Genomic DNA, 26564 nt, shown 5'->3' on the forward strand with positions numbered 1-26564 from the left:
GCGAGATTGATCGTTCAAAAGGATTGCAGCGCACGAACATGAAAAAAACATCATTTTCATGGCTGGAAAATTTCGTGGCGAGGGAGCTTGCTCCCGCTGGGCTGCGGAGCGGCCCCAAAATATTTAGAAATCGCAGATTTTGTGAGTGCTGCGCACTCAAGCGGGAGCAAGCTCCCTCGCCACAAGGAATCCATCGACCTGGTCAGTCGTTGCTTGGCTTGTTGATCGCCTGCAGCACGTACTGCGGCAGCGCGAATGCGCCGATGTGGATTTCCGGGTTGTAGTAGCGGGTGACGATGCCGCTGCCGATGAAGCGCTGTTGCAGGGTTTCACGGCTCAGCTTGCGGTAGGCCGGGTTGGTCGAGCCCCAGGCGAAGGTCATCGAACCGCCGATGTAGGTCGGCACGGCCGCCTGATAGAAGTGCCAATCCGGGAACAGGCTGCGCAGGCGACCGGCGGTGGTTTTGACTTCGTCGATCTGCATGAATGGCGTGCCGTTCTGGGTCACGAGGATCCCGCCTTCGTTCAGGCAACGGTGGCAGGCCTGGTAGAAGTTCTCCGAGAACAACACTTCGCCCGGGCCGATCGGGTCGGTGGAGTCGGAGATGATCACGTCGAATTTTTCCGTGGTGGTGGCGACGAAACGCATGCCGTCGTCGATCACCAGATTCAGGCGTGGATCATCGTAGGCGCCCTTGGAGTGGTTTGGCAGGAATTCCTTGCACATGTCGACCACGGTGCCGTCGATCTCGACCATGGTGATGTGCTCGACGCCGGCGTGCTTGGTCACTTCGCGCAGCATGCCGCCGTCGCCACCGCCGATGATCAGCACGCGCTTGGCGGTGCCGTGGGCGAGGATCGGCACGTGAGTGAGCATTTCGTGGTAGATGAATTCATCGGCTTCGGTGGTCTGGATCACGCCGTCCAGCGCCATCACCCGGCCCATGCGCGGGTTCTGGAAGATCACCAGGTGCTGATGTTCGGTGCGCACTTCGTGCAGCAGTTTTTCCATGCGAAAACGCTGGCCGTAGCCTTCGTAGAGGGTTTCCAGGTACTCGCTGGTTTTGGTGACGGTCATGGTCAAGTGCTCCGATGAATGCGCGGGCGCCAATCGTGGGGGACGATTGCCCGGGAAAGGCGCGCATTCTACGTTGCCGAAGATGACAGGTCGAACCTCACAACCACAATCCCTGTAGGAGCTGCCGAAGGCTGCGATCTTTTGACTCTGTCTTTTTAAAACGAAGATCAAAAGATCGTCCGAACGCGGCCCGAGCCTTCGGCAGCTCCTACAGGGGGATTACGTTAGATTCTGACGTTGCCCCGCGGCCCGGCGATCGCCCAGATGATCAGGCCCAGTACCGGCAGGAGGATGATCAGCAGGACCCAGAGGATTTTCATCCCGGTCTCGGCGCCGCTTTTCAGCACGTTGATGATGGCCCAGATGTCGAGGGCAAGAATGATCAGGCCAATCAGACCGTTGAACGTGGAACCCATGGTGTCGCTCCAGAATAGTGGCATGCACTTTTAGGATAGACGGTCGCGCGCAGGGTTCCCTTTTATTGCGTTCAGACGTGAACGGCGACTTTCAGCGCTTCCAGCGAAGGCGCCGCAGCGATGCCGACTTCGGCGCACAGCTCCAGCACCCGTGGCACGTCGTTGCCGTAGACCAGCACCACTTGCAGCTCGTCGTCGAGCAGATGGCTGAAATTCATCAGCGTGTAGCCGCCGTTTTCCTTGTTCAGGCTGCTCATCTGCACCTGAATGCGGTTGAGTGCGGTCAGCGCTTCGGTCTTGGCCAGTTGCTTGGGCTTGAGATTGAAATCCACACCCGGGCCGAACGACGCAACGATTTGCGCGAACAGATCGACGTAAGTGTCAGCCTGGAACAGTACGGTTTCCGGCAGGCTGCCGACCACCACCCACTCGCCCAGCGGAATCGGGAAGCTGTCGTCGTAGTTGATGTCCGGGTTGGCCGTCAGAAAGGCATCGGCATCGGCGTAGGCCTGCGCCGCTTCGTCGGCCACGCTCAGGATCTCGTCCTCGCCCATGCAGCCGGAGCTGATTTTGCTGATGAGTTCGACGAGTGCGGCTTTCATGAGGGCGGATCCTGTGGAAGGTTGAATTTGAGGGCGCGGAGGATAACGTACAAAGCAGAAGATCGCAGCCTGCGGCAGCTCCTACAGGTTCCGCGTCCATTTGGCGAACGAATGTGAGACCTGTAGGAGCTGCCGCAGGCTGCGATCTTTTGACCTTATCAGGCCAGCAGTTTTTCCAGCTGCGCCGTGGTATCGACCGCGCCCATGGTGCGGGCCGCATCCAGCGCGGTGATGCCGTTGGCATCCTTGGCTTGCGGGTCGGCGCCTTTGCTGATCAGGTAATCAACGATTTCAACGCGGTTGAACATCGCCGCCATCATCAGCGCGGTGCGACCGTCAAAGGACGAGCCTTCGATCTCGGCGCCCGCTTCCACCAGCGCCTTGACCACCGCCAGATCGCCCTTGAACGCGGCACCGGCAATCGGGCTCTGGCCGTTGCCGTTACGCATTTCCGGGTCGGCCTTGTGCTTGAGCAGCACCTGCACCGCGTCAACATGGCCGTAGTAGCTGGCGAGCATCAGCAGCGTGTCACCCTTGCTGTTTTTCAGGTTCACCGGCAAACCGGCGCTGATCAGCCGATCAAGCATCAGCGCATCACCGTCGCGTGCCTTGTTGAAAACCTGCTCGGTGAATTCGGCAGCTTCTTCAGGGGTCATCTGGCGGCTTTGGTCAGACATGGGCAACTCCACTTTCGGTTATTCGCAAAGCCGACAGTTTCCCGAGCGCGACGATAGCTGTCACCCCCTTTTTCTCAAGTCATGCCATAGCCAATCTCAATAGCGGTATTTGCCCTGATGAATATCGGCCAGAATTTCGTCCGTCACCTGCACGTAAGTCTGCGAGCCAGGCAGCCACGCGTAGATTGGGTCATCGCCCGTCTGGGCGGGGTCGAAACCCTCGTTTTTCAGCCGGGTCTTCCGGTATTTGAAGGTCCCGGTGGTTTCCATTTTCACCTTCACCCGCAGAAACAGCGGCACCGCATAGGCCGGCATGCGCTGACGGGCGAACGCGAGCAATTCGGCGAAATCCAGGGTCGCCAGTGACTCGGCGGGCGTGATTGCCGCCATGCCGGCGCGACCGTTGGTGTTGCGCACTTCGACGCCGTAGGCGACGGCCTCGGAGATATGCGGATGCTGTAGCAGCAGGTTTTCGACTTCAGTGGTCGAGACGTTTTCGCCCTTCCAGCGATAGGTATCGCCGAGTCGATCGACGAACTGCGCGTGGCCGAAGCCGATATTGCGCAGCAGGTCGCCGGTGTTAAAGAAGCGGTCGCCCTTGCTGAACACATCGTGCAGCACCACCTTGGCGGTTTTCTGCGGATCGGTGTAACCGTCCAGCGGGGCCTTTTCGTCGATCCGTGCCAGCAGCAAGCCCTGTTCGCCCTTGCCGACCTTGCGCATGAAGCCGTCAGCGCTGCGCAGCGGCTGCCCACTGTCGTGGTCGTATGCCACCAGCTCCCAGGCCATCAGCGAGAACCCGATGGTGTTGTCGAAGTTGAGAACGTTGCTGAAGCCGATGTTGCCGTCGCTCGCCGCGTACAGCTCGCAGATGTGCTCGACGGCAAACCGGGTCTTGAACTCGGCCCAGGCGCCGGGACGCAAACCGTTGCCGATCATCTTGCGCACCGCGTGACGGCTGTCATCGGCGCTGGCCGGTTGATCGACCAGATAACGGCACAATTCGCCGACATACCCGAGGGTGGTCGCGTTGTAGCGACGCACGTCCGGCCAGAACTGGCTGACGCTGAACTTGCGGCGGATCGCAAACCCGGAAGCGCCATTGATCGCCGAGCCCCAGCACACACAGAGGCCGGTGGCGTGGTACAGCGGCAAGGTGCAATAGACGACGTCGTCGGGCGTCATGTTCAGCGCGATCATGCCGAAGCTGGCCGAGCTGCGCATCCAGCGGCCGTGCTTGAACACCCCGGCCTTGGGCAGGCCGGTGGTGCCGGAGGTGTAGATGTAAAAACACGGATCGTTGAAGAACACTTCGCCGCTGCTGGACGGGTTGTCACCAGGTGCATCGGCGCTGGCACTGATCAAGTTTATGTAGCCCTCGGGCGCAATGCCCGGGTGGCTATAGGTGTCACGGTCGGCGATAAACCAGGTGCGCTGCGCCGGGATCGACACTTGCTCGCGGATCGCGGCAAACGCCGGCTGCAATTCCTCACCGAGGACAATCGCCACCGGCGCCACCAGATTTATGCTGTGAATCAGCGTGTCGCGGGTCTGCGAAGTATTGAGCAGCGCACTGACCGCGCCGACCTTGGCCAGCGCCAGAATGGTCACCAGCAGTTCCGGACGGTTCTCGATGAACACCGCCACCACATCACCCTTGCCGATCCCCTGCGCGCTCAGGTAGTGGGCGATACGATTGGCCCACTGATTGACCTGCGCATAAGTCAGCAAGAGGTTGTCCTGCAAGATCGCCACCCCCTCTGGATTGCGCAGCGTTGCTTGCTCGAAGGTCCAGCCGAGGCCACACGTTTGGGTCGGATCCGTGACGTTGGCGACTTTCATGCCCTTGACCACCCGCGGGATGGCTTTGGCGATCGTCGGCAATTTGCGGAGCATCATGCTCCAGGTAATCGTGTCGCTCGACGCATGACTCATGGCAGCTCCCCGGTCGGCCTGATCGGCCGGTTTTTTTATTGTTCGGGCTGTGGGCATGACCTGCGTTGTGGGCTAGGTCGAGTCGAAAATACGTCAGCGCTTCTCGGCCTGTACACGCGGTTTTTGCAATGTTTTGTATCCGCCCTGTCACGCCTGGCAGCGGTGATTGCGCCTTTGCCATTTGGTTCCGTTCAGCTCGGGAGAATCCCGCAAAATGCAGGGTGCACGATGGCCATTCATGCAGATTGCACGACGCGTGCAAAACTCACGAATTTTAACTTATTGATTTGTAAGGATTTTTTATTTTTCAAATGCTGGCACAATCGCTGCAACCTCCTCTGCATGCTTGCCATTCAAGTGCATACGGAGCTGAAAGACATGAGCCTGATCCAAGAAAAATTTACCTCGCTGTTCTCCAACTTCAACGTCACCACTGCGCCACGTCCCGATGGCGGCATCCTGCTGACCTTGCGCAGCAGTGAAGGCAAAGTGTTCAAGCGCGCCCTGACGTATCAACAAATGCACAACGCCGACCAACTGTCGTGGGCGATCAGCGCGATCCGTCGTGACCTGGCGGAAGAAGCCAGTGAGCTGCCGCAAATTGCAATGCTGCAAAGCCAACAGCGCTTTGCATTGCCGACGTATCATTCGCTGTAAAAATGTAAACGCATTAAACAAAAAAGGCCGTGGAGCATCTGCTCCACGGCCTTTTGTTTGTACGCGACTCTTATGTAGGGGGGTTGTGGGTTAGAAGGCTTCCGGTTCGATTGCGGTGAAGCTTGCGACGGTGACATGCCCTTCCAGTTCTCCACCCTCGCGGGCCAGGCCGCAGGTCTTCAGACCTGCCGACTGAGCGGCGTCGAGTTCCTGCACGATGTCGGACAGGAACAGAATGTCCTGCGGCTCGACGCCAATCGCTTGTTGAATATTGGTGTAAGACTGCGCCTCACGCTTGGGCCCCGACGTGGTATCGAAATACCCACTGAACAGCGGTGTCAGATCCCCCGCCTCGGAGCAGCCGAAGATCAGCTTCTGTGCCTGAATCGACCCCGACGAGTACACAAACAGTTGATAACCGGCCTGATGCCATTGCTTGAGTGCTTCAACAGCGTCCGGGTAAACGTGGCCTTTCAACTGGCCGGCCTGGTAGCCCTGCTCCCAGACCATGCCTTGCAGTGCTTTAAGCGGCGTGGCCTTGCGGTCTTCGGCGATCCAGCTCAGGAGGATTTCAACCACCCGTTCAACATCGGCCTGCAGCTCGTTGCTGTCGCGGCGCACGGCGGCGATCTGTTCGGCGACATCGGCGCGCTCGGCGTTGTTTCGCACGAAGTCCGGCAGGTGTTTGGCGGCGTATGGGAACAGCACGTCGAACACAAAGCTCACCGCGCTGGTGGTGCCTTCGATGTCGGTGAGGATGACTTTGATCGACATCGGCTCAGTCCTCCAGACGCGGGAAGCGCCCGGCGATGTCTTCGCCGGTGAAGTTGGCGACCCAGCCTTCAGGGTTGTTGAACAGACGAATCGCCACGAAATGCGGGTTCTCGCCCATGTCGAACCAGTGTTTGGTACCGGCCGGCACCGAGATCAGATCGTTCTTTTCACACAGTACCGCGTAGACGTAATCGTCAATGTGCAGAGTAAACAGGCCACGCCCGGCAACGAAAAAACGCACTTCGTCTTCGCCATGGCGGTGCTCTTCAAGGAACTTGGCGCGCAGCTCGGCTTTTTGCGGGTGATCGCTGTTGAGGCTGATCACATCGACGGTGATGTAACCGCGCTCGGTCATCAGTTTATCGATCTGCTCCTGATAGGCGCTGATCACTTCTTCCTGACTGGCGCCGGGCTGGATCTTCGCGGCGGCTTGCCAGCGGTCGAAGCGCACGCCCTGCTCGGCGAGCGTCGAGGCGATGTCTTCGAAATGGGTCAGCACCTTGTTCGGAATCTCGGGGCTGGATACGTGATAGACGGACAGGCTGCTCATGGGCAATTCCTCGGTATCGGCCTTGCCGTCCGGCTCTTGCAGACCGGTCGGGCAGTGCATTTCATCAGGCAAATGGGCGGCTTCTGGTGAAGTCAGCCTTGGCGGTTCATGACGCTGCGGGTTTTCAACTCGCATTCAAACAGAAATTCGAAGGCCTCGATCTGCCGCAGGGCATCGCTCATCTGCGCGCCCCAGGTGTAGAGGCCGTGGCCGCGAATCAGGTAACCGACGCAATCGGGATGAGCGTCGAGCCAAGGCTGCACCTTGGCGGCGAGGCGCGCAATGTCCTGATCGTTGTCGAAGATCGGCACGCGCACCCGCGATTCGTGGGTCGAGATGCCGCTGAAGGCTTTTTGCAGTTCGTAGTCTTCGAACTCGATAAAGTCTTCCGGCGTCAGGCGCGACAGCACCGTGGCGTTCACCGAATGGGTGTGCAGCACCGCACCGATCTGCGCGCGCCAGCTGTAGAGCTGGGTGTGCAGCAGGGTTTCGGCCGAGGGCTTTTTGCCCGGTTCCAGGCTGTTGCCGGACAAATCCGTGGCGAGCACGTCGTCCAGGCCCAACTGGCCCTTGTGCTTGCCGGACACGGTCAGCAGCGCTTCGCTCGTCGACAGACGCGTCGAGTAATTGCTGCTGGTGGCCGGCGACCAGCCGCGACCATAAAGAAAACGCCCGGCGTCGACGATCTGCTGGGCGAGCTGTTCACGCGTAAGGCTCATGGCCTGTCCTCTTGCATACGTGTGGCAATGATAACGGCAGCGGCGAACGCCGCGACACTGGCAATACTAAAGGTCAATGTCGCACCGAGGGCATTCCAGCTGTAACCGGAATACAACGCGCCCAGCGCGCCACCGGTGCCGGCCAGCGCCGCGTACAGCGCCTGGCCCTGACCTTGCTGACGCGCCCCGAAGCTACGTTGCACGAAGGCGATGGCAGCCGCATGAAAGCTGCCGAAAGTCGCCGCGTGCAGCACCTGCGCGAACAACAGCACCCAGAGGAATTCGGCGAACGAACCTAGCAGCAACCAGCGCAGCGCCGCCAGCAGAAAACTCGCCATCAGCACCCGGCGCAAGGAAAAACGCGCGAGAATCCGGCTCATCGCTATGAACATCAGCACCTCGGCGACCACGCCCACGGCCCAGAGCGTGCCGATCACGCCACGGCTATAACCGAGTCGTTCAAGGTGCAAAGTCAGAAAGGTGTAATACGGGCCGTGGCTCATCTGCATCAGCGCGACGCAGGCGTAAAACGCCAGTACACCGGGGCTGCGCAGTTGCTTCAGAAAGCCCTCCCCGCTCGACCGATTGCCTTGCGGCGGTTGCGCATTCGGCACCCACAGGCTGCTGAGGACGATGCCGGCCATGATCAGCACCAGCGCCGCCGGGTAGATGTCGAGGCTGAGCCATTCGAACAGTCGGCCCAGCGCGACCACGGTGATGATGAAACCGATCGAGCCCCACAGGCGAATCTGGCTATAGCGCGAGGTTTGTCCCTGCAAGTGCGCGAGGGTGATGACTTCGAACTGCGGCAGCACCGCGTGCCAGAAGAACGCGTGCAACGCCATGACCATCGCCAGCCAGGCGTAGGTCTTGCTGACGAAAATCAGCGAGAACGTCAGCAGCGTGCACACCGCGCCAAAGCGCACGATGGCCAGGCGTTTGCCGGTGTAATCCCCGAGCCAGCCCCAGATGTTCGGCGCCACACAGCGCATCAGCATCGGGATCGCCACCAGCTCGCCGATGCGCGCGGGGCTGAAACCGAGGTGATCGAAGTACAGCGCCAGAAACGGCGCTGTCGAACCGAGCAAGGCGAAATAGAACAGATAGAAACCGGACAGCCGCCAGTACGGGAGCGCCGCCACGGTCAGACCGCGACGGCTTGGCGATCAACCATCAAAGCTGACCCAGCACCGGGGTGCTGACGCGCACGTCGGCGTTCTGCCCACGGTGACGCAGCAGGTGATCCATCAGCACGATGGCCATCATCGCTTCGGCAATCGGCGTGGCGCGGATGCCGACGCACGGGTCGTGACGGCCCTTGGTGATCACGTCCACCGGGTTGCCGTGGATGTCGATCGAACGGCCCGGGGTGGTGATGCTCGACGTCGGTTTCAACGCCAGGTGCGCGACGATCGGCTGACCGGACGAGATGCCACCGAGAATGCCGCCGGCGTTGTTGCTGAGGAAACCTTCCGGGGTCAGTTCATCGCGATGCTCGGTACCGCGCTGGGCGACGCAGGCGAAACCGGCGCCGATTTCTACGCCTTTGACCGCGTTGATGCTCATCAGCGCGTGCGCCAGTTCAGCGTCGAGACGGTCGAAAATCGGCTCGCCCAGGCCTGGCATCACGCCTTCGGCAACTACGGTGATCTTCGCCCCGACCGAGTCCTGATCGCGGCGCAATTGATCCATGTAGGCTTCCAGCTCCGGCACCTTGTCCGGATCCGGGCTGAAGAAGGCGTTCTCTTCCACCGAATCCCAGGTTTTGAACGGGATTTCGATCGGGCCGAGCTGACTCATGTAGCCACGGATGACGATGCCCTGGCTTGCCAGAAACTTCTTCGCAATCGCACCCGCCGCCACACGCATCGCAGTTTCCCGCGCCGAGCTGCGACCGCCACCACGGTAGTCGCGCTCGCCGTATTTGTGGTGGTAGGTGTAATCGGCGTGCGCCGGGCGGAACAGATCCTTGATCGCCGAGTAGTCCTTGGACTTCTGGTCGGTGTTGCGGATCAGCAGGCCAATCGAGCAACCGGTGGTGCGCCCTTCGAACACGCCGGAGAGGATTTCGACTTCGTCGGCTTCCTGACGCTGGGTGGTGTGGCGGCTGGTGCCTGGCTTGCGCCGATCGAGGTCGCGCTGCAGGTCTTCGAGGGAGATCTCCAGGCCCGGCGGGCAGCCGTCGACAATGGCGACCAACGCCGGACCATGGCTCTCGCCAGCGGTGGTGACAGTGAACAACTTGCCGTAGGTATTGCCGGACATGCAGGACGCTCCGTGAAATCAAACCCGAATTCGTGATGCGCGCCAGTATACGCAGGCTAACCGAGTAGTTCATCCTCGAACCTTAGTGGTGTTGGTGAGTCCAACCGGCACCTTGGCGAATGATGGCGTGATGATGCTGCGAGCTCTGATCTTGAGTCTTACCCTGTTTACCGGCTTTGCCCACGCGACTGTCCTGCAGCGCCCGATCTCTCTGGACACCGGCAACGGTGAGCTTTTCGGCTCGCTGTTGCTGCCGAAATCCGACAGCCCGGTGCCGGTTGTCCTGATCCTTGCCGGCTCCGGTCCTACAGATCGTGACGGCAACAACCCCGATGGCGGGCGTAATGACAGCCTCAAACGGCTGGCCTGGGTGCTGGCCAAGCACAACATCGCCAGCGTGCGCTACGACAAGCGTGGCGTGGCCGCGAGCCTCGCGGCCACGCCCGACGAGCGCAATCTGTCAGTGGAAGCCTACGTCAACGATGCGGTGGCCTGGAGCCAGAAGCTGAAAAGCGACCCGCGTTTCGGCCCGTTGATTCTGCTCGGTCACAGCGAAGGCGCACTGATTGCCACCCTCGCCGCTACGCGCGCCGACGCCGCCGCGCTGATTTCGCTGTCCGGCAGCGCCCGCCCGGTGGATCAGGTGATCCGCGAGCAACTGGCACGCAGCCTGCCACCGCCGTTGGTGCTGCGCAGCAACGAAATTCTCGACAGCCTCAAGGCCGGCCACACCGATGCCAATGTACCGGCACCGCTGCAGGCGATTTTCCGGCCAAGCGTGCAGCCGTACCTGATCTCGCTGTTCCGTCAGGATCCGGCCAAGGCCTTTGCACAATTGAAGATGCCGACCCTGATCGTTCAGGGCAGCAACGACATGCAGGTCGGCGTGGGCGATGCGCAGGCGCTCAAAGCCGCCAATCCCAACGCTGAACTGGTGGTGATCGAGGGCATGAACCACGTCATGCGCATCGTCGCCGCCGATGTGAAGCGGCAATTGGCCTCCTACAAAGACCCGAATTTGCCACTGGCGGCGGAACTGGGAGGCAAACTCATCGAGTTTATTGACGGACTTCACACCCGTTAAACGGCGTTTACCCTCTAGTCCTGCAAAAAGCGGCCGATAAGCCTTTGTCGCCAGCGTACTGGCTGGCGACAAGCAGAGCTTGGACAGGATCTCGCCGTTATGACTGATACCCAGACTTCACCTGACACCACCGCTGAAAAAGACGCACCGCCAGCGGTCGAGCTGCCATGGGCGGACGTCAGCGTCGAGCACCACAAGATGCTCCGCCTGGCCCCGCTGCAGACTGACCGTCACACCGGTGGCCGGCCGTTGCGCTTTGTCGAATTCGGCTATGCCGAGCGCAACAGCAAAGAACACAGTCTGATGCGCATGGCGATCAAACTGCCCGGTCAGCGCGTGCGCAAAGAGCAGAACCAGCTCGACGTGTGGGTTGATCACACCAGCAAACGCTTGCACTTCGGCCCCGAGAGCGGCTTGCAGATCGAACCGCTGAATCGTGGGATCGGTCGTTTCATGGCCGCGCAAGGCATCAATTGGGCGAAAAAACGCTGGCCCGCCTACACCGTCGAAGGCAAGGACTTGAACAACAAGGACGCGCTGAACGAAGACACCCGCCTGCGTCGCGATCACTTCCTGCGCGTGCATGGTTTTGACGTGGTCTACGCCGACGCCCAGCATTTGAAGGGCAGCGTCAAAGAGGTGCAGGTCGGTGACCTGCTGGGCGACTGGAACAGCGAGAAGCTGCAGATCGTCGAGATTCTCGAAGCGGCGCAGATGCTGCAACAGGCCGAGCAGAACCTCGCCGAGCAGGAAGTGAAGCTGAAGAAGCAGGAAGAGAAGGTCAGCAAGTTCAAGCGTGAAGACGCTGGACTGCGCTTTACCATTACCTGTCTGGTGGCGTTTGCGGTGTTTCAGGCGGGGTTGTTGATCTGGATTGCCACGCACCGCTGATGGCTTGAGACCGCGGCGCGGCTATTCGCGAGCAGGCTCGCTCCCACCTTGGAATGTACTTCCCTGTGGGAGCGAGCCTGCTCGCGAAGCTTTTAGCCTTTAGACGCGGGAAGCGAACAGCGCCTGATGTTCGCGGCACTGCTCCGCCGTCAGCATGAACACGCCATGCCCGCCGCGCTCGAAATCGAGCCAGGCGAAGTCGACTTCCGGGTACAGCGCTTCGACGTGCACCTGGCTGTTGCCCACCTCAACGATCAGCAAACCCTTCTCGGTCAGGTGATCCGCCGCTTCGGCGAGCATCCGCCGTACCAGGTTCAGACCATCATCACCGCAGGCCAGGCCCAGCTCCGGTTCGTGCTGGTATTCATCCGGCATGTCGGCGAAATCTTCTGCGTCAACGTACGGCGGATTCGACACGATCAGGTCGAAACGCTGCCCCGGCAGACCGTCGAAACCATCGCCCTGCACGGTGTACACGCGCTCATCGACGCCATGACGCTCGATGTTCTGGTTGGCCACTTCCAGCGCTTCGAACGACAGATCGGCCAGCACCACTTCAGCGTTCTGGAACTCGTAGGCGCAGGCGATCCCGATGCAGCCCGAGCCGGTGCACAGATCGAGGATGCGTGCGGGCTCGTCGCCGATCCACGGTGCGAAGCGGTTTTCGATCAGTTCGCCAATCGGCGAACGCGGGATCAGCACGCGCTCATCGACGATGAACGACATGCCGCAGAACCACGCCTCGCCCAACAGGTACGCAGTCGGGATGCGCTCTTCGATGCGGCGCTTGAGCAGGCGTTGCAGGTTAACCAGTTCGTCGTCTTCCAGCGCACAGTCGAGGTAGCTGTCGGCGATCTCCCACGGCAGGTGCAAGGCACCGAGCACAAGCTGACGAGCTTCATCCCAGGCGTTGTCGGTGCCATGGCCGAAAAACAGATCCTCCCCATGGAAGCGGCTGACGGCCCAACGGATGTGGTCGCGCAGGGTACGAAGTCGGGAAGTGATCACGGGGCAGAACTCCAGAAAAAACGACTGGCGATTCTACCAGCCAAAACGCCCGCCGACGACGCAGGAAAATCAGTGGGGCGATGGTAGGACTTTTCTGATTTTTGCATCAGCTATTGAACAGAATGTGTAACTTGACAAGGCTGCAGGCCAATAAAGACGGTGCTTACGATGGTAGCGGTTCACAGAACCGCTCAGCCAGAGGACAATGCCGCAAAAGCCCCACCCCAAGGAGCCCCGAATGTCCGTTCCAAAAACGATGTTTCAACTCAGCGGCCGCGGTTACGCAGCGGCCACACTGAGCCATGCCACCGTGGTCATCATCGATGCCCAGAAAGAGTATCTCAGTGGCCCGCTGGCCCTGAGCGGCATGGACGCGGCCGTCGCGAACATCAAACAACTGGTCGCCGCGGCCCGTGCAGCCGGTCGGCCGATCGTGCACGTGCGTCATCTCGGCACCGTCGGTGGCCTGTTCGACCCGCAGGGCGAGCGTGGCGAGTTCATCCCCGGCCTCGAGCCGCAGGGTGATGAAACCATCATCGGCAAATTGCTGCCGAGTGCGTTCCACGGCACCGAACTGCTGGACCGTTTGCAGAATCTTGGCTCGCTGGACCTGATCGTCTGCGGCTTCATGAGCCACTCCAGCGTCAGCACCACCGTGCGCGCGGCGAAGAACCTGGGCTTCCGTTGCACCCTGGTCGAAGATGCCTGCGCCACCCGTGACCTGCCGTTCAAGGGCCGCGTGCTCAGCGCCGCCGTGGTGCAGGAAGCGGAAATGGCGATCATGGCCGACAACTTCGCCACCCTCGCCCTGACGCAAGATCTGATCTGATCTGCTCTGATGAGCGGCTCACCGCGCCGCTCATCCGCAAAAGCCTCGCATTTGCTTCAATTGCCTTAGCCTCAGGAACAACCCGGTCAACTCCCGGTCGAAGGGCCGATACCCATTGAGGAAGGTCGGAATGAAGTTATCCGATGGATTTGACGCACGCCGCTTGCGGCCCAAAGGCCAAAGCAACTGGCGTTTTCGATTCGGCGCAGCGATCGCCGCCATTCTGGCGACGTTTGGTGTGCTGCTGGCGATGGCCGGTGCCGCCAGCCTGCTGGGGCGCCCGCCGGCGCTCGGCGACTTGAATGCCACGCCGATGGGTTCGGCGATCATTCTCGCGGTCGGCTTGTTGTTCCTGTACTTCGGTGTTGCGCTATGGCGTCGATGCCGGCGCCGCGCCCGGCAATCGCGGGAACTGAACATGTCCCCGCACCTGATGAAAAAACACGACTGACTCCACGGCCTGGCTTTTTTGCCGGGCCGTTTTGTTTCGACTTGGGTAAACTGGCCGCCCTTCGCGGAGGCTGACATGCAAGACGACGATTTTTCCCTGTTCAAAAGTGCGATCCAAGGCGTCAAGCCGATCAAGCACGACCGCGCCGACACCGGCAAACCCAAGGCCGACCGCGCGCAGATCGCCAAGCTGCGCCAGTCCGCCACCGTGCGCACCGACAACACCACCGTGGATGGCCTGTCCGATCAGTTCGTGATCGACGTCGGCCCCGAAGACGAGTTGATGTGGGCCCGCGACGGGGTGCAGGAAAGCCAGATGCGCAAGCTCAAGATCGGCCAGATCCCGTTCGAAGGCAGCCTCGACCTGCACGGCATGAACGTCGAAAAAGCCCGCGAGACGCTCTGGGCCTTTCTCGCCGAGGCGACCAAATTCGAAATCCGCTGCGTGCGCGTCACCCACGGCAAGGCCGTGCGCCTGGACGGCAAGCGGCCGATGATCAAAAGCCACGTCAACACCTGGCTGCGCCAGCATCCGCAAGTGCTCGGTTTCACCTCGTGCCAGGCGAAACACGGCGGTGCGGGTGCGGTTTACGTGATGCTCAAACGCACGATGATGGAAGGCCGCGACGAATAATCGCGTTACACCGAACTTGCAGGGTTGTGTCCGCCACCGTACCCTTGCCCTTTGCGAAAATCCCCACAGGTAGTTTCATGTCCCTGGAACAGAATTACACCGCCATGTTTAGGGGGGTTAAGTAGGTTCTCAGGGTCAATGAAATCAGGGACTTAGCACCCAGGAAAACCCTGATTTTCATGCTAATACACAGCTATTGGTACAGAAATTGGTACGGGATCACTGTCCCACCTACACCGAAAAAGCCCCGCATCGCTTAAAACGATGCGGGGCTTTTTTCATTTTTGAATGATGGCTTGACCGTAATCGAATGGCTGCTTTCGGCCAATAGCTGCCGTCCGTGAGCGACAAGCTTTCGGCCAAAAACAGTCGTTCAATGCGCTTCAATATACTCAACCGCTGAGTATCAAGGTGCGTTGATGAAACACTGCTTACGTTTTCAACTCTTTAGGAGAGTGGACACAGCATCGGTGCTTGCAGATTGTCCGCTTACGGACATTCAGGCTTATGGCGGTCAATGCCTTTTGACGTTTTCAGGATGTCAATAGGGGGAATCCTTTGCATGAGGTCTAAAGGAGCTACGGTGGAAATGTGTACCGCTTCATATCTCACCTCTATGTTGATGGTGATATGCTTCAAGCCGAAAGATTAAGCTGGGGTTATGGGCATTTCGTTACTTGCAAACGATATCTGCGCCCTAAATCAAGCAGCAAGAATCTGCGCAACGCTAATAAAGGCCGGCTCGACGGAAGCAAAAAATGCCTAGTTATGATTTCAAACAGCTTTCCCCTAACGACTTCGAGGAGCTTGCTCGAGATCTCATTCAGGCACGAGACCAGATAATTCTCGAATCTTTTAAATCTGGAAGAGATGGAGGGATTGATTTTCGAATCGCCCGCGCCTCGCTCAATACCATTGTACAATGCAAACACTACAGCGGCACAGGGTTTGCTGGGCTTTTGAGCAGTCTTAACAAAGAGAGCATTAAAGCTAAGAGCTTAAACCCGGATCGCTATATTTTAGTAACATCAGTTGGTTTGACGCCAGATAACAAAGCAACCATCGCACAAGTATTCAGTCCAGCGCTATCCACGGCCGACATAATCGGCCAGGACGACTTAAACAATCTCCTCACTCTTTATCCAAGTGTAGAGATGACCCACTACAAATTGTGGCTCGCAAGTAAGGTCGTTCTAGATCGCGTTATCCATAACGCATCAATTACTCAAAGCGAGTTCGATGTTCAGCGTGTGCACAGGGATATACAGCGCTATGTAAGCAGTGCCGCCTTCCCCAGAGCTATAGGGATGTTAGATAGTGAGCATGTTGCAATTATTTCAGGCGCACCGGGGGTTGGCAAAACCAGCCTAGCTAAAATGTTGCTTTTCAATTACCTTGAGCAGGGCTATGAAGTTGTATCTATCGTCGATAGCTTCCGAGTTGGTCGAGAGCGGTATCAACCGGGGAAGAAACAGATTTTTTATTATGACGACTTCATCGGAGCCACGTTTCTAGGCGAAAGTGGATCAACTTTCACACGCAACGAAGATAGAGAGATCCTCGATTTCATTGAGTTGATACAAAGCTCGCCATGCTCACGACTTATACTAACCACCCGTGAACACATACTCAGGCAAGCGATCACGATTTCAGAAAAGTTAAAGCACTCTACAATTATAGATCAACACTGTATCTTAGAAATATCGGACTACACTCAGCATCAGCGCGCTCTGATTTTGTACAATCATATATATTTCAGCGACTTGCCGAGAAGCTATAGATCAGCGCTACTGAAGGATCGCTTCTACGCATCCATCGTGCAACATGCTAAATTCAACCCTCGATTAATTGAATGGCTATCATCGTTTAATCGTCTGAAATCAGTTTCCGCTGACGAATACCAAGACTTCATTACAAAATTACTAGCCAATCCTGCGGAAATCTGGTCTCACGCATATGAACGACAGATTAGTGATGCAGCCAGAAGCATTTTGCTAGCGCTGTATCTTTGCGGCGGCAAAACTGATTTGAAGAACCTGGAAAAGTCGTACTCATCCTTACATACCCATAGATCGAAACGGTATGGATTTCCCACTCAGCCGTCTGATTGGCGTAGGGCTTTAGCGGAGCTGAACGGGTCTTTCATCCGGCCTGGCGACAAATTTGAGTTCATTAATCCCTCTGTTCTGGATATGCTGAACGAAGTGGTTAGGCAAGACTTATCCAATTTGATCGATCTGATAGATACTACTTATAGTTTTCCGCAAATTCGACGCATTTGGTTTTTTGCCCAGGCGCAAGAAAGCGCTAGCGTTTTAGAATGCTTAGTGCGCGAATTCGATCACCTAGCACAAGCACTGAAAAGACTACTCCACACCCCTACTGTCGCAGAGTACAATACAGGTTTATCGCACTACTACTCTAACTCCCTAGAATCAAGAGCAGATATTATACTGCAGATAGCGACATCAATACCCACCCCCTGCATGCAAGAAGTCGCGCTCGAAGCGCTTAGAAAACTCACTAATTCATGGGTACAAACCACTCCAGATGTTACCGGCGGGGTGGCCGTATTTAAACAACTGCACGAAAGCAAATCAATTCTAGTAAAAGACAGAGATTTTTTCCTAAATCATATTATTGACTTTCTAATAAACCATTCCCTTTGCGAATCCCGTTCGGACGAGCTATGTTCACTATTGAGTATCACACGAAAACTGCCTAGTCCCTCACGAACAGATTTGCTCTCGATTGCGATAGAGCAATTCTTGAACGATGGTTTCAGGGATGAGCTATCCGACCTTGGCTCCTTGTCAGAGTGCGAATCTTTTGAACAAGATATACTAACTTTGAGTGAGGCTATTGAGATCGATGTCTCTATAGAACGTGAGTACATCGCAGAAAAAATGAGTGAAATTGAGGCCTCTAACGCTGAACAAACCGAACATGGAGACGATAACTGGCAGGAGAGCAGAGGCTTGTACCATGAGACCGGGTCCTCCATTGACGAATTATTCAACACACTGAGCAGCTCAGAACTGTAAAATTCGATTTAGGGCCCTCATCTATCCTAGAGCGACTATCCGAACCACGGCTACCCTTTTGTGGGTGTGTCGCTATACCGCCATTCGTTAAAAAAAGTGATTTCTGCTCCGTTTGTCAGCCTTTTGGAGTGGAACGTTAGAATAGTAATGCAATCAACGCACAGTAAGGGGCGGGCTTTAGCCCGCCCCAGTGAGCGAAGCGAACGATTTTAAGCAGTTGTTATATCTATTTCGGATCTTTGGGGTTGTTAGTTTTCTGTATCGGAGGCTGATAGCTTTCAGTTGCGACTACCAGTGGTGGTGCTGCAACCTCAATTGGTTTTTGAGGCTTTTCTGGTTTGGGTGATTGGGTTTTTTCGTTGCTGCTCATTTTAATTGCTCCATCGACTTGCAGAAATTAGCGCTACAGAAATAGTTAGCGACCACGCGGTAAATGTTATTTCCGAGTATGTTTTAATTACAAGGTAAAGTTTGTCCCTGTATGCTTTTTCAATTTCAATTATTGCTTCCGAGTACCTCCTGGATAGGCCAAGCAGTACAGTTCCCCTCAGATTATCAGAGAAATATTCGATAAGCGCTGTGTCAGATGGCATTCTTATGATGTCTGATAATTTTGTTGCTCTGAAAGAAAAGCTCCATGAAGACATAAAAGACACAAATGTAAGAATTATTGAAATAATAACAAGCCAATCTATTAGATTTTTCGGTGGAAGTAGACTTTCGACAGCCCACCTCACCAAAAATAGGTAGGCACCTACAGCAATTGTCATAGAGCCAAAATATTTGGTCGCTTTTTCCTCAAGGCGCCGAAAACGCTCAACTTCTTTTTCGAATTGGTTCTTCTGATGCTCGTATAAAATCTTAAATTTTTCCAGATCGACTTCATCCATGAGCAAGCTTCCAGGTTAGAAAAAAATTATTATGAGGTTACGCATTGTCTGCTTGTGATATCACGTTTGCTTGAGCGGTGGAAGTTAGCCCGTCCAGTGAGCGGAGCGAAAGATTTTAACACTGGTTAGATTTTTGGGTTAAACATCTTAAGGGTTCGATCCTCGTTTCCTGTCCAGTATCGTCGGCACGCACAACCTTGACGGCAGGCACGGCGTTCAATCGGGATATTAAGCCCCGCATCTTGCATTGCAAGTCGAAGAGCTCCTACAGCCATACTATATGTGTCTATTCCATCGCCATCTTCGTGACGCGGATCATCTAATACAATTTTTCTCAAGTGCCCTTTGAATGGAAGCTCTCCGCCACTGTGACGAGCTATAATCATTTGATCGAACTGCCCTAGCACAAAATTATTATTTAGATCTTCTTTACTTTGAAACCATCGCTGTTTTTCTGATTTGCCAGCCCATTTTGTCGGATTTAGTTTAGTTACCCATAGTCGCCCAGTTCCTGTTCTATCTATGAAGCCAATATCGAAAACGAAAAGCACAGGACCATATACATTTGCGCGGCGCGCACGATGATGGATGTCAACAGAATCCATAAATACATCGAACCAGATACTATACCGGCGATCAATATCATCGGACTCCTGAGGCGTTTGGGTTATACCCAAACGCTCAACTGTGCCTCTGGATAAAAGCGCGCGCGACCTTAGGAACTGACATGCGGTCGCGACACTGTTTGCATGGTGAAGTTGGTCAACGCCCTTCTCTACAAGGGCTTCAAATACGTGACCAGATGGTATATGCATAGAAAAATCCAATTATAAATAGGCACCAAATGGTGCATAACTAACCGGACGGGTGTGGTGTATAACACTTCTTGTCATCTGGCTATCCGTGTCTAGGGGAAGGCTTCCAGCGTTCCGATGATCGTATGAGGGAGTTATACACCATTTTGACTACAGACCAACCGGCAGATTCTAGCCGATAGCTGTCTGTCGCTTTGCTCTTAAGTTATGCGACGATTCGCTTGCCTCGGAGGGTAAAGCTTTGCGATGTCGAGTGAGTCTTTCGCAGTTGCTCAATTATCTCTGACATGAAATACGTGGCTCTGAGAACGGTTGGGCGCGACTCCGATACACTCGCCATTTCTCAGGATTGGGATCTGCAACCGAAGCCAGTCACGCTGGCGATTTTCTGCCTGCCACGAACGTCCGGAAATGGCCGAATGCGGTCGTTTGTGAGTGGCAGCTATTGGCCGAAAGCGGACGCTGGCTGGCTCCGATGATGGATTGTGCCTAGGCACCTGCCTCCCCTAAGCCTGCCTGGCCATGCCCTAAAAACACGGTGCTTTGTAGCAATTTCTAAGCATCCGCACGTACCGCCCACGAAGGGCACTACCGGTACTATGCTTTCCTTTTTCTAAGGGAGTCGATGCTGTGGCTGACGAATATTCGTTATCGGATGTGCTGGAAAGGATCTACCAGAATCAGCTAGGCCTGGAAGCAGCTCTGATGGAGCTGACGCTTCATGTTGAACAGCAAGGTTTCACTGAAGTCGGAGACAACGTCCGCGGGGCCTTGTGGGCGATTGGCGAAAACGCTGGATACATCAAGCAAGGACTGGCCAAGCTGAAGGGAAAGAGTGGGAGCTAACCCTCACTCCCCCAGGTCTGCTTTCGGCCAATAGCGGACGGTAATGCGTGGTTGAGCAGACCCTTCTTGATGGCTCTAAGGCGTCTATTAACTAAGATCGATTCAACAAAGCTTATGATCAGTTTCTTTGCACCACTGTAGCTAATTCAACGGCGAGCCCCCCCCACCACTGGCTCAATTAGTCTAGACTGTAGACATTGTTTTTTGCGCGGTATAGGTTACGGCTTAGGAAGCAAATTTCAGAGATCGGCCGCAATGCTAAAAAATGAGAACAACAAGGAACGTTTTTATGATTCAGCAGATAGTGAAAAATCGAAAGATAGAACACTTGATACACTTCACTCGAACTTCCAACCTGACTAGCATCTTAGCCAATGGGCTGATCTCTCGCTCCATATTACAAGCTAATAGAATTCAGTTTGCCCACAATGATGACCATCGATTTGATGAGCGTGAAAATAGAACTTGCCTATCCATTACATTCCCAAACTGCAAAATGTTTTACCCTATGACTCTAAATTACCCTGCTGATGATTGGGCTGTAATCAGGCTTAGCCCAAATATTCTTTGGGAGCTTGACTGTTTGTTCACAGAAACCAATGCAGCGACAAAGTACATAAAGGACACTCCAGATAATGATCTGCGTGGGCCGACAGCATTAGAAAAGCTTTTCGCAGGCGAAGAGAGTCGACTGCAACAAAAATTAAAGAGTTTTGATACCACCGACGTTCAAGCAGAGGTCATGGTTTCAGGTACTATACCACCAAATTATTTTATCGACTTTAACTTTAACTATCAAAATAAAATAAAAGACTTGGTTGGATTGCAAGCATTAGCCAAAGCTTTTCCTCAGTATGATTGGAAGATCAGACCAGAGTATTTTTATCAGAGGTAACCATGGCTGAAAGACCTGTTTTTATTCCCATATCAGATGTTGACTGCCTAGTCAAAACTACATTTGTAAGCTTTGACTGGTTTCCAGGATTCTCTGTGGCGCAGAAGCAGAGAAGCATTTCTTCCCTTCACAAAAATATATGTGAAAAACTCAGTATAGATAGGATACTTGAGATTTCTTCAAAATCTCCAAATGAAGAGGGTGTTAAAGCTAGCGCATTTAACTTGATGATTCAGACGAAAAAATACAATAAGAAATTTAGCGTAGAGTGCGCCTTTCAGGCGAGCAAAATATTTGAGTGCGGAGGGCCGTTTGTAGACATATTGGATAAATCCTCAAGAGAGGCGAAAAAAGACGAGAGACTGAAAGTGAGCGGGCGCTTAAAGGCGTTCAAATTTTATCAGAGTACTTGGCCACTTGAGCCAAAAACACTTTTTTACGACTGGCTTTACATAAATGCACTTAGCAACAATGAAGAAATTGCAAAATCCATACTCAATTATCAATGCTTCACTGACATAGAGTTCAATCATGAACGTTCAATAAATTGCCAAGCTTACTCGGCGGCGCTCTATGTATCTCTATCAGCAAGAGGTCTTTTAGAGCAGGCATTAACATCTCCAGAAAATTATACCGAGATCATAAACAGCTACAAAGTTGACGGCGCAAGAGACAATATTTCAAATACACAGAAGCTTTTATAGCTTGTTTTTATATTTTATTTTCGAATATATAAAATGCCAATGAGGCGATTTCTTAAAACTAGCATCATATAGCCAATTGCAAAAACTTACTCACTCCGACGCAGGATCGGATATAGCAGTCAGTCTAAGCCGCGGCGAGACCGCCTCAGGTTCACGTCATTCAGATTTGCTACGCCGTAAATTTACACGGCGATCAAGACGACTGCTAGGCTTAGCTTGATCGGGTTGATTCTTTTGTTCAACCTTATCAGGAACAAGCGTTGACTGCTTTTCCGCAGCGGGCGCCCCTGGAACTTGGGGCGTTTGGAGAGGAGGCGCTCCACTATTCGATAATGATGCTTGAACGAAAATCGCGTTACCGACACAGAAACCGGCAATCAGCAGTGCGACTATGACCAACCAAACCTTGACATAACGCCTCGACTGAACACTCAAGTATTCACGATTGCTGATACGAACCGGCTTCAGTGCATCATCGATCTCAGTAGATTGGAGAACGCCGTGGTAGTTTCGTTTTAGCAACTCGTCAATCGAATCAAATGCCCTATCAAACTGGCTGAGCGCGCTAGATCGTGCGACAAACACCCAAATACTCATTAGAAGGCATAAAACAACCACGACCCAAATGTAAGCCGGAGAAAATATTGCGCTAGCATTGGTATCTTTAAGCCCATTGACAACTACAACAGTCAAAACAAATGTCAATAATACAAGTATTCCATTTTTTAACGAGTCGACAAATGAGTCAACAAGATCATGAGTCTTTTTCACAGCATCAATGAGGATGTCGGCAATTTTACCTTTAACCTCCAGATAACTCTCTACGTTTTCTTTCAAATAAATTTGATAGTTTGAGTGGATCGCGTGAAGTATTTCCGGGTGCTTAGGAAGATCCTGTAACTTGGTGATATAAAGCGACAAGACATTCCGGGAAAGTCCAATCTTATCTGCATTTCCACCATCTCCGTAAGCCCAGGTAGCCATTTTATATAGCATGTCGGCAGCATCGTCCAAATGGACCAAAGGCACCACTCCTGCTATCGTTTTATATCCACAAATCCGATATTCAAGTTTCTCATTTTCATCTAGCTCGGCGGTGCTCGATATAAATATGGCCGACACTAATGTGCGCGTCTTCTTAAAAAATCTATCGATCTCTGCTACGCCAGTGGCTGTCGTTAAATTGAAATCCTGCGGCACAAAAAAATCTGGCAGCGATCTGCTAAAGCTATTATCTTTAAAAATATCAAAAACATATTTACGATTCACAATCTGTTGCTGTTTTCCGGTACCGGCTCCTGTATCACCAATGCTTTGAAACGAAATGCTTGAGCTACTAGAAGTTAATATCGGCGTCATGCACTCGAAAACTAAATTTTCGCCTATCCGTCCGGCCAATACTTTTAACACTTGAAGAGTTGGTGTGTTTTCTAAGTAAACACCAAACAAAGCGGGCACGTACAGAGATAATCGCTGATTTTTCACCGTCTTATGTACAACGAACTCCACTGACATGCGGCTTGCATCATCTTCGTCACTGAGTTCGAATAGTTCATTCACGAGAGCATGGCTTGTTTCAGAGAAGTCAGTTATACCTTTCGAGTCCTCATCGTAGCCGAAGGTTAGGGAAAATCTATCTCGTAGTGAAATCATTACATGCAAGCGTTCAAACGCATCTTTCACTATAATTCTGGCTTCAGAGACAGTGCAATTCCCACCTGCGCTGAGTCGATACTGGTCGAACCGTTCTTCCTCCAAAGAAATTGTTAAGCGAGAAGTGAAAAGAGCGCTTAGCATTTATTTCAAGTTCCAAGGCTTTTCGATAAATCCCCCAGCACCATTCGGTGCGTCTAATACCAAAACAGATTGGCCTGCTGGTGTTTTCGAATACCAGATCTTGTCTGGAAGATCTGGAATATCTTCATCGTACGCCACACTTATTTGTTCGGAGACTTTGATGGTTTGCCGGCGAAACGGTACGGCAGAGGGAACTAACGTGAACTGCCCATCAAAATTTCTTTTTTCCGGTAGAGAACGCAAATTTGTCACTATACTGGGAAGCAGATCGGTGAGTGCGGCACTTACTGGGACATAGCTAGCAAAAGTTTTTGTCACAAAATCATCGAAACTCAAAGTTTCGTTCTGTTTAAATGCCGCAATTGTGGCGTTCCGAAGGATCGAGTAATCAACTGGAGATACGCTCTTGACCTTGCCAAGCGTCTTCACCACCGATTTAACGGCCATTTCGGTATTCAATGCATCACTACGTAACTGTTTGAGCTCCAGAACTTCCTTCCACCAATAGGTTGATGGTCGGGAGTGTGTGTCAAACACGAAAACTTGTCCCATTTTACCTTCAGCATCCATGCTTACTTTGCAGGCCTTATAAATTTTGTTGGATTCACCAAGACCAATTTTTCGTTTCAAATCCGTTTCATCAATGAATCGCTGATGCTCGATTTTGACACCCAAGTAGGACAGCGAACCTCCATCTTGGTATAAAAATTGGAGAAAGCTGCCTTTATTAACAAGTCCTTTTCCGGATTTATCTAAATGCCCATAGCGCTCCTCAGTATCGACCTCGATGCGTAACAAGCGAGAGGCGAGTGTCTGTGTTTCGGGCGCGGCTATCAAATCTTTGCTACCGAAAAATGCATTGAGTGAGGTCGCGAATTCGGTTGTAGGACTGACAAGGGTGTATAGGCGGTTTTGCGGACGCCCATGAATTTCCAGTAGCAACGCGCTCAGGTAGGCTTCTAAATCTGCTTTATCAACCGGAATTGCAACGGAATTACATGTTCCCGTCTCAATATCGAGGTGATGCAAACTTGTACTGAGTATTTTAGCGTCGAGTTCCGAAGCGACTCCATTCATGATCCTTCCTCTTTAGGGTAAAGTCCGCTGTAATGACACCCGATCCTAGCGCTTTTGCCGACGCTCGGCGATTACATTTTGATATCATCAGTAAATCATTCTAGTACCTAATACCCGATTCGTTTGATGGTTCTCTGCTCAGTATGCCGGCCTCTGGCCGATAGCGGACGTCTTATTAGCTACAGTTGACCGTCCACAATTGATCCAAGCGAGTTGTGTAGCTCTGGCTCATCATTTCACGCCGCATGGCCCACTCTGGCTTGCTAGGGACGCTCGCCGCTCGCAGCGTCCCCCTTCCCCACCGCTCGTTGATCTGGTCCAGTACGGCCATGACCTTGGTAGATTCGGTCGGTTGAGAAGCCGCAAACAGATCGTCCGTGTACTCACCTGGCTGACACAGGTTCATCAGCAATACCTCCGCCTTGCTGTACTTGAACCCAGGGCGATACAACCGATCCAGCGCATCGACTGCAGCCTTGATCAGTAACCGGACGTCATCCGTGGGGTAAGGCATATCGATCACCACACCATTGGCGTACTTCGCCTCCTCCGGGTTGAACATGCCGGTGCGAATGCTCACGCGCACTTTCTTGCACAGCGAGTTTTGCGCCCTGAGCTTTTCTGAAGCGCGCATCGCGTAAGTGGCCACCGCTTCCTTTATCGGTGCCAGTTCCGTCAGGCGGGTGCCGAACATTCGACTGCAGCAGATCTCCTGTTTCGGCGGATCGGGTTCATCTAGCTCCAGACAGGGAGTGCCGGCCAGTTCGCGCGCCGTCTTCTCGATCACCACACTGAAGTTTTTGCGCAGTGTCCAAGGGTCCGATTTTGCCAAATCCATCGCACTCTTGATTCCCATAGTATCCAGATGCGCTTTCATTCGACGCCCTACACCCCACACCTCTGAAACGTCGGTATTTCGCAGTACCCAGTCACGCTTAGTCGGGTCGCAAATATTGACGACGCCCCCCGTCTGCGCCTGCAGGCGTTTAGCCGTATGGTTGGCCAGCTTGGCTAGGGTTTTGGTGTGAGCAATCCCCACGCCCACCGGTATGCCGGCGCACCTCAGTACCTGGTTCCGGATCTGCCGTCCGAGGCTATCTAGAGCGTTGATGCCGGTCAGGTCGACGAACGCTTCGTCGATGCTGTAGACCTCGACTGCGGGCACCATGCACTCAATCAGCGTCATGACGCGCTCACTCATGTCACCGTACAGCGCGTAATTCGAGGAGAACGGGACGATGCCGTGCTGCTTAAGCTTGTGTTTGATCTGGAAGTACGGCTCGCCCATTTTCACGTATGGCTTGGCGTCGTAGCTGCGGGCGATGACGCAGCCGTCGTTATTCGATAAGACAACGATGGGGACCTTGGCCAGGTCAGGACGAAATACTCGCTCGCAGCTGGCGTAAAAGCTGTTGCAATCGATCAGGCCGAACACCGGCACCTGCTTAGACATGACTGCGCACGCTACCAATGATCACGCCCCAGATCGCCAGTTCATCGCCTTCCAAGACGTAACGCGGTGGATACTTGGGATTTTCAGACAGCAGGATGACCTCTTTCCCACGGATGCATAGCCGCTTGCAAAGTGGGTCGTTGTTGAGCAGCGCAACAACAATATGCCCGTGCGCCGGCTCTAGTGAACGATCCACTACCGCCAAATCTCCGTCAAAGATACCCGCCCCCTGCATGCTCTCTCCGGCAATTTTCACGAGGTAAACATGCGGGGCACGAATGTTGAGCACTTCGTCGAGCGAGATGTGGGTTTCAATGTGATCCGCTGCCGGCGAAGGAAAGCCTGCCGGCACTCGAAAAAGGCAAAGAGGTAATTTCCGACCGGCCACAGCCATAGGGCCTAGGATTGAAAAGCTCATGACGCACGACTTCCGATACTGTACGAATGTACAGTTAACGTTCAGAACGGCATTCG

28 protein-coding genes are annotated in these 26564 nt (G+C 54.1%); 10 read left to right on the forward strand and 18 right to left on the reverse strand.

What is annotated here, in order from left to right; translation table 11 throughout:
• Positions 1-202: 202 nt before the first annotated feature.
• From speE to BW33_RS10700, 5 genes are all read right to left on the reverse strand, one after another.
• Positions 203-1078: a polyamine aminopropyltransferase gene (gene speE / locus BW33_RS10680; protein ID WP_003223223.1), complete on the reverse strand. Its 876-nt coding sequence runs from the start codon at positions 1076-1078 to the stop codon at positions 203-205.
• Between the two features lie 224 nt (positions 1079-1302).
• Positions 1303-1494, reverse strand: coding sequence for a PLDc N-terminal domain-containing protein (locus BW33_RS10685; RefSeq protein WP_003223221.1), 192 nt, complete (start codon positions 1492-1494; stop codon positions 1303-1305).
• Between the two features lie 71 nt (positions 1495-1565).
• Positions 1566-2096, reverse strand: a complete 531-nt coding sequence (locus tag BW33_RS10690; RefSeq protein ID WP_047598853.1) for a hypothetical protein — start codon at positions 2094-2096, stop codon at positions 1566-1568.
• 158 nt (positions 2097-2254) lie between these two features.
• Positions 2255-2773: an ankyrin repeat domain-containing protein gene (locus tag BW33_RS10695; RefSeq protein WP_047598855.1), complete on the reverse strand. Its 519-nt coding sequence runs from the start codon at positions 2771-2773 to the stop codon at positions 2255-2257.
• A gap of 96 nt (positions 2774-2869) precedes the next feature.
• Positions 2870-4708 (reverse strand): long-chain-acyl-CoA synthetase, encoded by a 1839-nt coding sequence (locus tag BW33_RS10700; RefSeq protein WP_047598857.1) that lies wholly within the window; start codon positions 4706-4708, stop codon positions 2870-2872.
• 378 nt (positions 4709-5086) lie between these two features.
• On the opposite strand from BW33_RS10700, the gene BW33_RS30350 reads away from it, so the two are divergent.
• Entirely contained in the window at positions 5087-5365 is a 279-nt protein-coding gene (locus tag BW33_RS30350; RefSeq protein ID WP_027613327.1) for a DUF3509 domain-containing protein, read from the forward strand.
• Between the two features lie 90 nt (positions 5366-5455).
• Here the strand turns inward: BW33_RS30350 and mtnC are convergent, their stop codons facing one another.
• From mtnC to aroC, 5 genes are all read right to left on the reverse strand, one after another.
• Entirely contained in the window at positions 5456-6139 is a 684-nt protein-coding gene (gene mtnC, locus BW33_RS10710; protein WP_047598859.1) for an acireductone synthase, read from the reverse strand.
• A gap of 4 nt (positions 6140-6143) precedes the next feature.
• Positions 6144-6689: a 1,2-dihydroxy-3-keto-5-methylthiopentene dioxygenase gene (locus BW33_RS10715; protein ID WP_047599013.1), complete on the reverse strand. Its 546-nt coding sequence runs from the start codon at positions 6687-6689 to the stop codon at positions 6144-6146.
• Positions 6690-6781: 92 nt separating this feature from the next.
• Positions 6782-7408 carry a methylthioribulose 1-phosphate dehydratase gene (locus BW33_RS10720; protein ID WP_047598861.1) on the reverse strand — a complete coding sequence of 209 codons (627 nt, stop codon included), beginning with the start codon at positions 7406-7408 and terminating at the stop codon, positions 6782-6784.
• The gene (locus BW33_RS10725) at positions 7405-8550 is read right to left on the reverse strand and encodes an MFS transporter (RefSeq protein WP_047598862.1); all 1146 of its coding nucleotides are present in this window, start codon (positions 8548-8550) and stop codon (positions 7405-7407) included. The genes BW33_RS10720 and BW33_RS10725 overlap by 4 nt, the downstream gene beginning before the upstream one ends.
• A 31-nt stretch (positions 8551-8581) precedes the next feature.
• The gene (aroC, locus tag BW33_RS10730; RefSeq protein WP_047598864.1) at positions 8582-9673 is read right to left on the reverse strand and encodes a chorismate synthase; all 1092 of its coding nucleotides are present in this window, start codon (positions 9671-9673) and stop codon (positions 8582-8584) included.
• Positions 9674-9803: 130 nt separating this feature from the next.
• Between aroC and BW33_RS10735 the strand changes: the two genes are divergently transcribed.
• Positions 9804-10757: an alpha/beta hydrolase gene (locus BW33_RS10735; RefSeq protein ID WP_047598865.1), complete on the forward strand. Its 954-nt coding sequence runs from the start codon at positions 9804-9806 to the stop codon at positions 10755-10757.
• Between the two features lie 99 nt (positions 10758-10856).
• Positions 10857-11648, forward strand: coding sequence for a hypothetical protein (locus tag BW33_RS10740; RefSeq protein WP_047598867.1), 792 nt, complete (start codon positions 10857-10859; stop codon positions 11646-11648).
• Positions 11649-11747: 99 nt separating this feature from the next.
• Here the strand turns inward: BW33_RS10740 and prmB are convergent, their stop codons facing one another.
• Positions 11748-12656: a 50S ribosomal protein L3 N(5)-glutamine methyltransferase gene (gene prmB, locus BW33_RS10745; RefSeq protein WP_007960672.1), complete on the reverse strand. Its 909-nt coding sequence runs from the start codon at positions 12654-12656 to the stop codon at positions 11748-11750.
• Between the two features lie 238 nt (positions 12657-12894).
• On the opposite strand from prmB, the gene BW33_RS10750 reads away from it, so the two are divergent.
• The 4 genes from BW33_RS10750 to BW33_RS28045 all read left to right on the forward strand — a co-directional run bounded on the left by BW33_RS10750 (position 12895) and on the right by BW33_RS28045 (position 17613).
• Complete coding sequence (locus tag BW33_RS10750; RefSeq protein ID WP_003223193.1) at positions 12895-13485, forward strand: cysteine hydrolase family protein; 591 nt, start codon at positions 12895-12897, stop codon at positions 13483-13485.
• Between the two features lie 130 nt (positions 13486-13615).
• Positions 13616-13936 carry a hypothetical protein gene (locus BW33_RS10755; protein ID WP_007914024.1) on the forward strand — a complete coding sequence of 107 codons (321 nt, stop codon included), beginning with the start codon at positions 13616-13618 and terminating at the stop codon, positions 13934-13936.
• Positions 13937-14011: 75 nt separating this feature from the next.
• Positions 14012-14569, forward strand: coding sequence for a Smr/MutS family protein (locus BW33_RS10760; protein ID WP_047598868.1), 558 nt, complete (start codon positions 14012-14014; stop codon positions 14567-14569).
• A gap of 758 nt (positions 14570-15327) precedes the next feature.
• The gene (locus BW33_RS28045) at positions 15328-17613 is read left to right on the forward strand and encodes a restriction endonuclease (RefSeq protein WP_052032704.1); all 2286 of its coding nucleotides are present in this window, start codon (positions 15328-15330) and stop codon (positions 17611-17613) included.
• Positions 17614-17839: 226 nt separating this feature from the next.
• Here BW33_RS28045 and BW33_RS29870 read toward each other — a convergent pair whose 3' ends face one another.
• The 3 genes from BW33_RS29870 to BW33_RS29220 form a co-directional block, all read right to left on the reverse strand.
• On the reverse strand, positions 17840-17983 hold the full coding sequence (locus BW33_RS29870) for a hypothetical protein (RefSeq protein WP_160168816.1): 144 nt from the start codon (positions 17981-17983) through the stop codon (positions 17840-17842).
• Position 17984: 1 nt separating this feature from the next.
• Positions 17985-18503: a hypothetical protein gene (locus BW33_RS10770; RefSeq protein WP_052032705.1), complete on the reverse strand. Its 519-nt coding sequence runs from the start codon at positions 18501-18503 to the stop codon at positions 17985-17987.
• A gap of 125 nt (positions 18504-18628) precedes the next feature.
• Positions 18629-19318 carry a hypothetical protein gene (locus tag BW33_RS29220; protein ID WP_152546113.1) on the reverse strand — a complete coding sequence of 230 codons (690 nt, stop codon included), beginning with the start codon at positions 19316-19318 and terminating at the stop codon, positions 18629-18631.
• 630 nt (positions 19319-19948) lie between these two features.
• On the opposite strand from BW33_RS29220, the gene BW33_RS10775 reads away from it, so the two are divergent.
• The 3 genes from BW33_RS10775 (at position 19949) to BW33_RS10785 (ending at position 21763) form a co-directional block, all read left to right on the forward strand.
• Positions 19949-20164 (forward strand): hypothetical protein, encoded by a 216-nt coding sequence (locus BW33_RS10775; RefSeq protein ID WP_047598871.1) that lies wholly within the window; start codon positions 19949-19951, stop codon positions 20162-20164.
• 289 nt (positions 20165-20453) lie between these two features.
• Positions 20454-21059 carry a DarT ssDNA thymidine ADP-ribosyltransferase family protein gene (locus BW33_RS10780; protein ID WP_052032706.1) on the forward strand — a complete coding sequence of 202 codons (606 nt, stop codon included), beginning with the start codon at positions 20454-20456 and terminating at the stop codon, positions 21057-21059.
• A 2-nt stretch (positions 21060-21061) separates the two neighbouring features.
• On the forward strand, positions 21062-21763 hold the full coding sequence (locus BW33_RS10785; RefSeq protein ID WP_047598872.1) for a DarT1-associated NADAR antitoxin family protein: 702 nt from the start codon (positions 21062-21064) through the stop codon (positions 21761-21763).
• Positions 21764-21919: 156 nt separating this feature from the next.
• Here the strand turns inward: BW33_RS10785 and BW33_RS10790 are convergent, their stop codons facing one another.
• The 4 genes from BW33_RS10790 to BW33_RS10805 form a co-directional block, all read right to left on the reverse strand.
• Positions 21920-23560: a hypothetical protein gene (locus BW33_RS10790; protein ID WP_047598873.1), complete on the reverse strand. Its 1641-nt coding sequence runs from the start codon at positions 23558-23560 to the stop codon at positions 21920-21922.
• Positions 23561-24637, reverse strand: coding sequence for a hypothetical protein (locus BW33_RS10795; protein ID WP_047598874.1), 1077 nt, complete (start codon positions 24635-24637; stop codon positions 23561-23563).
• Positions 24638-24812: 175 nt separating this feature from the next.
• Positions 24813-26090, reverse strand: coding sequence for a translesion error-prone DNA polymerase V subunit UmuC (gene umuC / locus BW33_RS10800; RefSeq protein ID WP_047598875.1), 1278 nt, complete (start codon positions 26088-26090; stop codon positions 24813-24815).
• Positions 26083-26508: a LexA family protein gene (locus BW33_RS10805; protein WP_047598878.1), complete on the reverse strand. Its 426-nt coding sequence runs from the start codon at positions 26506-26508 to the stop codon at positions 26083-26085. The genes umuC and BW33_RS10805 overlap by 8 nt, the downstream gene beginning before the upstream one ends.
• Between the last annotated feature and the right edge of the window lie 56 nt (positions 26509-26564).

Source organism: Pseudomonas sp. RIT288 (assembly GCF_000631985.1).
Taxonomy (GTDB): Bacteria; Pseudomonadota; Gammaproteobacteria; order Pseudomonadales; family Pseudomonadaceae; genus Aquipseudomonas.